The organism is uncultured Thiodictyon sp. (assembly GCF_903946935.1).
Classification (GTDB): Bacteria; Pseudomonadota; Gammaproteobacteria; order Chromatiales; family Chromatiaceae; genus Thiodictyon.
Map to the genome: position 1 here is coordinate 23,805 of NZ_CAJAXH010000019.1, position 8,597 is coordinate 32,401.

Consider the following 8,597-nt stretch of genomic DNA (forward strand, 5'->3'; position numbering starts at 1 on the left):
CCGCCATGGCCGTTAGCCGCAAGGTCACAGTCCGGAACCCTCGGTGGACGCGCTGCGACGACGCGCCGGTCCAGTCGCAGCGTGACGCCCGCTCCCACCGGGGAGCGGCGTCCCTGGCTAGGTCGCCGCCCCGCGGGTATTGAACGCCACCCGCCAACGCTCCGCACCCCCGGCAATGGGGATCGCCGTCAACTCCAAGGTGCCGACCTCGCTCACCAGCGCCTGGAGCCGCACCGGAACCACCTCGCCGCGCTTGCGGCCCTCGGGGGGGAGTTCGGTCTGGATCTCCTCGAGCTCCAACAGTGCGTCCGCGGGCCAGTCGGTCAGCAGTTCGCCGACCTGATCGTCGCGACGGACGTTGGAGCTGAAGAAGCGGAAGCGCACCAGCTCGCCCACCACCAGCCCGAACTCCTGCGGCGGGCTGACCGGCCCGGACCCTTCCTCCAGACCGAAGGGCACCAGACAGAGCGCATGGATCTCCGGCTCCAGACCGGGAACGGCCGGGAGCGCGGCCTCGATGCCGACATAGTAGGCATTGGAGGTGCCGCCGCGGATACGCACCCCGCCGTGGTTGCGCACATGGGCGTAAAAGGCCCCGCCCCGGGCGACGGCCAGGTCCAGATCGCGGGCGTCCAGGAGGCGCGCGGGCGGGGCCTGCTCGGCCGCCAGCCAGGCGTTGATGATCCGCATCACCCGGTCCCGCAGCACTGGGGGCTTGAAGACGCCGCCATTGAACAGGATCGCGGTGGGGTGCAGAAAGCTGCGCCCCGCGAGCTGTTCGGCGAACCCATCCAGGTCGTTGGTGGCATCCGCCTGGCGAGCGAGGAAGGCGGCCAGATGGCGGGTAACGGCCGGGTCCTGGGCATAGGGCAGGCCGACCTGGGTCAGTGCGCCACGGGCGCGGACCAACGGCCGGGCGTCGGCCGCGACCTCCGGGAAGAAACCGGCGACCAGGGTCGTCGTCACCTCCTCCTGGGTGAGTTCGGTGCGGATACTGCCGCCGATCAGGCGCGCCCCACGGCTGGGCACCACCACCGGCACCGCGCTCAGTTGCGCGTCGCCCAGCAGGGTCTCCTTGGCCTGTCGGCAGCCATAGGTCAGGGCCTGGAACTGCCAGCGGTCGAGCTCCACCCCATCGGCCTTGAGCTTGGTCCGCACCAGGTGGGCCAGGGCCAGGTCCATGTTGTCGCCGCCCAACAGGATATGGTCGCCGACCGCGATCCGCGTCAGCTCCAGTGCGCCCTGTTCCTCGGTGACTGCAATCAATGACAGGTCCGTGGTGCCGCCGCCGACGTCCACCACCAGGATGATGTCCCCGACCCGCGCCTGGGTCCGCCACTCCCCATGGCTGTCGTTGACCCAACTGTAGAGCGCCGCCTGGGGCTCCTCCAGCAGGACCAGATTGCCGATGCCGATGGCGCGGGCGGCCTCGGCGGTCAATTCGCGGGCGGCCGGGTCGAAGGAGGCCGGCACCGTCACCGTCACCTCCTGGGTCTCCAGCGGCTCCGCCGGGTGGGCGGCGTTCCAGGCCTCGCGCAGGTGCGCCAGATACTGGACGCTGGCCGCGAAGGGCGAGACCTTGGTCACCTCCGGGGGGGCGCCGTCCGGAAGAAAGGCGGCGCGTCGGTCCAGATCCGGGTGACAGAGCCAGGACTTGGCGCTGGAGACCAGCCGGATCGGGGTCGTGGAGCCCTGGGCGCGGGCCAGTTCACCGGCGATGCGGCCCGGGTCGCTGGGCCAGGGCAGCGTCAGGTCGGCCGGGCGGAACTCGTCGGGGTGGGGCAGATAGAGAAAGGACGGCAACAGCGCCCGCTCCATCACCGAGCCCGGCGCGGTCAGTTGGGGGATGGGCAGGATCGCCTCGACGATACTGTCCCCCTCGCTCTCCCAGGAGTCGATATAGGACAGGGCGCAATGGGTGGTGCCCAGATCGATACCGATTGAATAACGGGCCTTGCTCACAGTTCGACCTCCGCCGGCGCCAGGATACTCAAGTCACGGCCGCTCGCCACCTGGGGCAGGCGCACCTCGGTGGCACGCCACCCGCCGTGGACCAGGGTACCGCGGAAGGGCGGCCCACCGACCAACTGGCCGCTCAGGTGGACCGCCGACGGGTCGAAGCCGGCCTGGAGGGTCACCCGACCACCCTCGGCCTCGGTGCGCACCGGGGCGACGGTGAGATACTCGTCCAGCACGCGGCGACACCCCTGATGGACCACCCGGGCCGCGGCGCCCACCTGTTGATCCGAGTAATCGCCGACCTCCTGCTGCAGAAAGTCCAACAGCCGCGCATCCTTCTGCAATAGACCGAGCAGGAGCAGGGCCGCGTCGGGCGGGGCCTTTTGCAGGGTCGCCGCTGGGGTCGGTGTAGGCGGCGCCGTCGGCGCGGCGACCGGCTGGAGCTGAGTCTCAACGGCGCCAGCGTTGAACCCGCGGTTGAAGGCGCTGGCAAACGCTGGATCGTAAAGGGCACGCCCGAAGACCAGCAGGCCGATACCAAGGCGGCGAAGCGCCCGGCCGGCCCACTTGGCGGCAATGACCAGCCACTTCAGAAGTAGCTGGGCGGCCACACTGAGCCGCTGCGAAGCGTTTGACTGGGGGTCTGGCATGGGAAATCCTCAATGATGCCGGGAAGGGCGGCGGCAGGCGCCGCAGCAGACCGCCCATGATACCGCGGTCGCAACAGCCCGCAGAGCTTTTGCGACCGGTTTGAACAGCAGGGGCGACCGGCGCGGACGCCTCGGCGTTCAAGGCGCCACCGACGCGGACATTCGTCGCCCCCCCGGGCCGCTCCGGCCCTCGTAGGAGCGGCCCCCGGCCGCGACCGGTCGCCGGAACAACGATCAAGGCCCATGGGACCTGACCCAGAATACGCGCTGACCCTGCTCATGGCCGAGCCTATCGAACTGCGCGGGGACTGCCCCTACACCAGGTAGAGTGCAATCAGTGGCACCAGATTGAGAAGCATGATCCCGATCTTGAAGACCGCCATGCCCGCGTAATTGATGGCATCAAAGGTTTGCGGCGACAACGTGAACCAGCGCGCATGCATGCGATACATCCAGTCATGCGCATAGGCGAAGGCTCCAAACCAGATGAGCAACAGGCCGTAATTGAGCCCGAGACACCATAGCAGAACATGTTTTATCTCAATGATGGTCATGACAGAACCTCGGGGCGATTTCGACGACATTGATCGTCATTCCGGCCGGCGGTGAAAACATTAATTAAGCCTAGCCCAATCAATTTTGCCGCACCCCTACATTATCCGATAGTCCGGACCTTGTCATTGTTCTGATCAAGCGTGATGAGGTGCGGATGGATAAATGAAATTAGCATAAACAACGGCTTGAACTGACTGAGCATCTCCACGAGCCGATCGTCGAACATCTGCGGCACATAAACCGGCGCCCTTGTGGTGATGCGAATGATTTCCACATGAGGAATACGGCGCACCTCTGCCAACGCATGTCCGAGTCGGTCAATATTGCCATAAAACGGATCGCCCCCGGTAAATACCACATCGCGAATCGATTCGTTTTCACGCAGATACTCGATCGCCCTGTCGAGGCGTCGTCCGCTCAGGGTGAAAACGACTTTTTCGGATCGAAAACAGAAACGACAGTGCGCAAAACACCCTGTTGTGTACATCAACAAGACCTTGCCCGGATAGCGATGGATGATGCCATCGATCGGCTGGTATTTTGCCTCATCCTTATGGTTATCGACGATATCATCGTCGGGATAGATGGCCAGTTCGTCAGTCGATGGAATAACGATCCGCCTTAGAGGGTCATGTGGATCATTTGGATCCAGCAACTTCGCATAGCTCCTGGTAATCTTCATCGGCATAATCGCCCGGCACTTGCGAATGCCCTCCTGCTCCTCGCTTGCCAATTGAAGCAGTTCACCTAGTTGGTCTACTGTCGTTATAACTTCATTTTTCGACCGACCGTCTTTCATGTGTTTCTCCGGTCTGTTTGGAGTTAAGCAGATGCCGCATAATAGAATAATTTGAGAATAATGGGCCAGGCTCATTTACATCCCGCCAGCGGCGAAATCGTTAAGCGAGCCTGGCCACCTTCTCCGTGCAAGTTAGGCCAGATTTTCGCTTGAGCTCAGTACTGACCACTTTCCCCGCTGTCTCCTGCGCATCACCGACACCGAACGTAGCGTTCGCCCTTTTCTTTGCCCTTAGAAAAAACCAAAGTATTGCCGGAAACAGTCATGCGAATTCGCTCCGTCCACGTCTCGCCTTCGCCGGAGCATTCCGCTTTGGCGGTCCAGGTGCTCGCATTCTGCACGATGGACTTGAGATCACACCCACTCTCATAGAACCAGATCTTCCGCTCTTGGATCTTCATCGGCACTCTGTCACCCCCCGCTCGGCAGAGTTCTTGACTTGGCGCCCACTGACCCACATAAGGAGGCGCACCGAACGCCGGGAGCGTGAACACCGTCGCAGTGACCGCAAGCAACCATCTGTTCATAAATCACCTCGGTTTCGAGCATACTTCGGAAAAGCAGTGGACAAGGGATAGATCAGCAGATCGACCTTGATCGTCATTCCGGCCCGGACGCCGGAACCCAGGCCATGGACGGCAACTTCCCGCCGCCGCGGGCTCGCAGAACTTGCGGACTGGCAGAAACGACGATCAAGGCCAGCAGTTCTGTGCCAGTTTTTCCCTCCGCGCCTAATCCTAAGCCAGCCTGCGGGCACCGACGTAACGAGTCAGGTTGGGCGCCGCGTTATGTCTCATGGTTTCGATGCTTCTTTGCCAGGCCGTCCAAGTGGACCTTTCTTGCCTCTTCCTTTCGCGTCTTTTCCTTCATTTCTGCCTTTCGGCCGGCCACACCTCTTCCGTTTTGCATTGCCGGAAGACAACGACTTTGTCCACATAAAACCGTGGCAGTCGGCCATAGGTGTTATTGTGTGCGAGATCGCTTTGACCGGCGATTATGGCGCCGGGCGGCACCTCGCTATTCGGGTCACACGGGTCGATGTCCGCCAACGTTTTGCGGTGACAGTCGCGCCGGGAGCGCGGTCCCATTCTCCCTCCCCTATTGGGGGATGGCGGGGTGGGGGAACGGCCAAGGCACCCGCCACGTTCATCTTGCGGGTTGGCGCGGGCGCCATGGCCGTAGGCCCTGACGAGCTGGCTGTCTTTCAGCCGGCGGCTTTTGGTTTTCTCGCTGGTCATGTCCGGTTGATATGTGGTCCGTCGCCTATTCTTCCAGGCGGCTCTCCCCGTCAGAAGATCGCACGCCAGCCGCCGCGGCCGGGCAAACAATCCCAACAGAACTGCGGCACGCGGTAGAGGGTGATGGAGTTGCCCGGATAGCTATCCGTGAATGTAGCACCGCTGAAGGTTCGGTCAGCCAGGCGCACGATCGCAGTCAACTGCGCAGAACTGTAGCGCCAGCCCTGCAGGGTACCGGCGGGCGCGAAGTGGCTCAGGGTCAGTGGCGCCGACAGCGCGTCCGCGGTCTTGTTGATGACGATCAAGGTCAAGGCGCCCGTGGCGGTCTCTTCGGCGGCATAGCAAGCAAGCCGGTCCTGGGCGTTGCTGCTGGCACTCACACTGGTCTCACCAAAGCGGCCTCCAGCCCCATCATAGTTTCGGTATATGCGAAATGCAAAGGCGGCCGGCTCGGTGCTCGCCGGGGGAGACCATAGGGTTGCAAAATCCAACCCTTCACGACCGAAAATACCCAATACGTCCGCTTGCGCCAGGGCACCATTGATGTGCTCGGGCGCTCCCCAATTGTACTCGGTGATCGCAAGCTTAGTTCCCGGGTAATTGCTGCGCACCCACTCGCGCATACGCGGGATCAGCCGCACGATGCCACCGTCGGGACCGGCGGCGGCGATCCAACTCTCATCAACATAGGTCGGGTCCCACAGGGAACGGGTACTGTTGAGACGCAGCGCCTGGGTGGTGGCGTCACCGGCCACGCTCAAAGCGACGCCGGGCGCGGCAGTATAATAGTGCAGATCGAGGAAATCCAGAATACGCGTACCGTGCGCCTGCTCATATGCCTGCATCTGCTGGAGGTACCAGGGTACCAAGGGCGTGCCGCCATGGGCATTGCGATCATCCGGGGTACTCCAGTCCCCCCGCTGTCCGTCCCACGGGGAATTCCAGTAATAGGTCCAGCCCATGACAACCGGACCCAGGGTTTGGGCCGTCGGATCAGCGGTCTTGATAGCCGCAGCGTATTGATAGGTGCGGTCGCGCAATTGGTCATAGTTAAGGGCGACCGGCGCCACATCGGCGTGGGTACTCCACCAGATATCCGGCTCATTATCCAGGTTGTAATAGCGCACGCCGCCATTGCTCGCCGAGCCGTAGCGGTTGACCAGATAGGTCACCCAGGTTTGGACGAATCCGGGGTCGATCACAAGACTGGTGTCCGCGGGGTCATTGCCCGCTACCAAGCTGCCATCGGTCTTGACACCATTGCCGCAGTCGGGACGCCAGGCATCGACTTGCTGTTGCGGACCGTATTTCGCAACGCTGAATCCGCAAGTCGACAAGTCGCCGTTCTTTGCGACATAACCAATCATGGGTAGGGTCAGCGCCGTCTCTACGCCTAAGGGACGTCCCTGAGCGATCAGGCGATTGGTAGCGGAATCGTCCGGCGGGCCGGCCGCATCACTCAATCTGACGTTCTCGTAGTACCAGTCGTTGGCCGTGTTGCCGGCGTCGAGCATCCAATTGTAGCGCGTCGTATTGTTGCCTCCCCAGCGACGTACCGACACCCCGAGGCTAGTCAGGAAGGCCGCGTCGGCAGACGTTGCACTTTGGCCGTTGACGCCGTAGATCAGTGGGCTGATGGGCTTGCGCTGCGCCGCCGCATCGACCGTCAGTGCCAGTGGCGGCAGGTCAATTCCGATCAGGCGCAGGGTGTCGAGGTTATAGGTCGGCGGAACGGCGCCGGTTCGGTCCTGGATATTGATCCGGGCGATCTCGGTGGGGTTACCCAAGGCGCTAAGAGGCACGTCGACGACACTCCACACGTCCGGGGTGGGGGTAAACTGGAAACTGGCGCTGTTGGCGCCGTTATCGGTCGGCTGTGTGAAGAGCGAGAGTGCCCCGCTCCCCGGTCGCCCGTAAACGGAAAAACGCAGCCCAGAATAACCGGCGGTGGCGATCGCAGGGCTGGTCCGCAGCGACAGCCCGCCCCAGCCGGCGCTATAGGTCACGGCCAGCGACGAGGCGCCAGTGACCTTGATGTCCGTGGCGACCGCCGCTGTCGTACTCCAGGACCAGTCCTCCCAGCCGCTCGCCAGGCCGTCCTCGTAGATCATCAGATCGGCAGCCCGGGCCGGCAAGGCGGTCACCGCACTCAGGATCAACCAGACGATGAGACTGCCCCTGAGGACAGGGGGGCCGCGACGAGACCGCTCGAAAAGGAATGCAACCATGGGATCTCTCCGCTAAGGCAACTGGAACTCGTTTCGCCGAGCATAACAACAGGACTCCGGACGATACGCGGCAACCGGCGTCGACAGTAGATGCACATGATTCGACATGAGCACATAGGCATGAATTTCCACTGAGTTCAGCCTCGCAAGCCCTGCCAGGTCATCCAGATCGACTCCGCGGTCTGCGTCGGAAAAAAACAGGCGCCACAATCAATGCCGCGTGTGATCACATGAACCGGCACGTCGGGCAGCATTATCCTCGCACGTCGCGTCACCGAACTGCCCTCAGGTCGCGCACCAGTTGCGATGCCACGTTAGCCGAATAATGTTGGCCTGTCCCCTATTGCTCCTTCCTGGCTGAACGAATTAAGTAAACTGTCCCAGGAACTGGCTGCATAATCGCCGGAGACGCAATAGAGACGGGCGGTTTCAATCATTTTCCGAGCGAGATGGCGCCCCATTTTCCGATATATCGCGCGTACCTCGTGCTCCGTCGCTGACGCCTGCGCATCACCGACACCGAACGTAGCGTTCGCCCTTTCCTTTGTCCTTAGAGAAAACCAACGTATTGCCGGAAACGGTCATGCGAATGCGCTCGGTCCAGGTTTCTCCTTCACCAGCGCATTCCGCTTTGGCGGTCCAGGTGCTCGCATTCTGCACGATGGACTTGAGATCACACCCACTCTCATAGAACCAGATCTTCCGCTCTTGGATCTTCATCGGCACTCTGTCACCGCCCGCCCGGCAGAGTTGTTGACTCTGTGCCCACTGACCGACATAGGGCGCACCGAACGCCGGGAGCGTGAACACCGCCGCAATGACCGCCGGCAACCATCTTTTCATGACTCACCTCGGTTTCGAGTACACTTCGGAAGCGATGTGGACCAGGGATATATCAGCAACGCTGCGGATAAGGAGGCAGGCTCAATTAAGTCTGGCGGAGGGAAAAGGTTAAAAGGATTCGAAAGGATTCGCGGGATTCGCGCGGGATTCGGGTCAGGTTTTGACTTGTACCCGAGGCACAAGTCGCCGCTGAGCGCTTCTTCGGCCGCGCCCACGAAACGCTGTTCGCGCAGGTGCTCCAGCGCATGCCGTTGCCTCCGTCACCAGCGCGCCGACGGCCCCGTCCGCCCAAGTCGTCCGCGCTCCTGCTGGTGGCGGCGTAACC

The 8,597-nt window shown here is 62.4% G+C and carries 8 protein-coding genes; 1 reads left to right on the forward strand and 7 read right to left on the reverse strand.

What is annotated here, in order from left to right; all coding sequences use genetic code 11:
* Window positions 1–117: 117 nt before the first annotated feature.
* The 7 genes from QZX93_RS02480 to QZX93_RS02510 form a co-directional block, all read right to left on the reverse strand.
* Complete coding sequence (locus QZX93_RS02480; protein ID WP_295390581.1) at window positions 118–1,962, reverse strand: Hsp70 family protein; 1,845 nt, start codon at window positions 1,960–1,962, stop codon at window positions 118–120.
* Entirely contained in the window at window positions 1,959–2,609 is a 651-nt protein-coding gene (locus tag QZX93_RS02485; RefSeq protein ID WP_295390585.1) for a DUF2760 domain-containing protein, read from the reverse strand. Before QZX93_RS02485 ends, QZX93_RS02480 begins: the two co-directional genes overlap by 4 nt.
* 314 nt (window positions 2,610–2,923) lie before the next feature.
* The gene (locus QZX93_RS02490; protein WP_295390587.1) at window positions 2,924–3,163 is read right to left on the reverse strand and encodes a DUF6868 family protein; all 240 of its coding nucleotides are present in this window, start codon (window positions 3,161–3,163) and stop codon (window positions 2,924–2,926) included.
* Window positions 3,164–3,264: 101 nt separating this feature from the next.
* Window positions 3,265–3,963 carry a radical SAM protein gene (locus tag QZX93_RS02495; protein WP_295390590.1) on the reverse strand — a complete coding sequence of 233 codons (699 nt, stop codon included), beginning with the start codon at window positions 3,961–3,963 and terminating at the stop codon, window positions 3,265–3,267.
* A 191-nt stretch (window positions 3,964–4,154) separates the two neighbouring features.
* Window positions 4,155–4,364 (reverse strand): hypothetical protein, encoded by a 210-nt coding sequence (locus QZX93_RS02500; RefSeq protein ID WP_295390592.1) that lies wholly within the window; start codon window positions 4,362–4,364, stop codon window positions 4,155–4,157.
* A gap of 887 nt (window positions 4,365–5,251) precedes the next feature.
* Window positions 5,252–7,429, reverse strand: a complete 2,178-nt coding sequence (locus QZX93_RS02505; RefSeq protein WP_295390594.1) for a glycoside hydrolase family 44 protein — start codon at window positions 7,427–7,429, stop codon at window positions 5,252–5,254.
* A gap of 510 nt (window positions 7,430–7,939) precedes the next feature.
* Complete coding sequence (locus tag QZX93_RS02510) at window positions 7,940–8,272, reverse strand: hypothetical protein (RefSeq protein ID WP_295390597.1); 333 nt, start codon at window positions 8,270–8,272, stop codon at window positions 7,940–7,942.
* A gap of 221 nt (window positions 8,273–8,493) precedes the next feature.
* Here QZX93_RS02510 and QZX93_RS02515 point away from each other — a divergent pair, with 221 nt between their 5' ends.
* A complete protein-coding gene (locus tag QZX93_RS02515) occupies window positions 8,494–8,595 on the forward strand; it encodes a hypothetical protein (protein WP_295390600.1) in 102 nt (33 codons plus the stop codon).
* Window positions 8,596–8,597 lie beyond the last annotated feature (2 nt).

Excerpts from the sequence above, each read along its gene's own strand:
- QZX93_RS02495 (WP_295390590.1), bottom strand. The coding sequence starts at position 3,963 with ATGAAAGACGGTCGGTCGAAAAATGAAGTTATAACGACAGTAGACCAA.
- QZX93_RS02500 (WP_295390592.1), bottom strand. The coding sequence starts at position 4,364 with ATGAAGATCCAAGAGCGGAAGATCTGGTTCTATGAGAGTGGGTGTGAT.
- QZX93_RS02485 (WP_295390585.1), bottom strand. The coding sequence starts at position 2,609 with ATGCCAGACCCCCAGTCAAACGCTTCGCAGCGGCTCAGTGTGGCCGCC.
- QZX93_RS02490 (WP_295390587.1), bottom strand. The coding sequence starts at position 3,163 with ATGACCATCATTGAGATAAAACATGTTCTGCTATGGTGTCTCGGGCTC.
- QZX93_RS02505 (WP_295390594.1), bottom strand. The coding sequence starts at position 7,429 with ATGGTTGCATTCCTTTTCGAGCGGTCTCGTCGCGGCCCCCCTGTCCTC.
- QZX93_RS02510 (WP_295390597.1), bottom strand. The coding sequence starts at position 8,272 with ATGAAAAGATGGTTGCCGGCGGTCATTGCGGCGGTGTTCACGCTCCCG.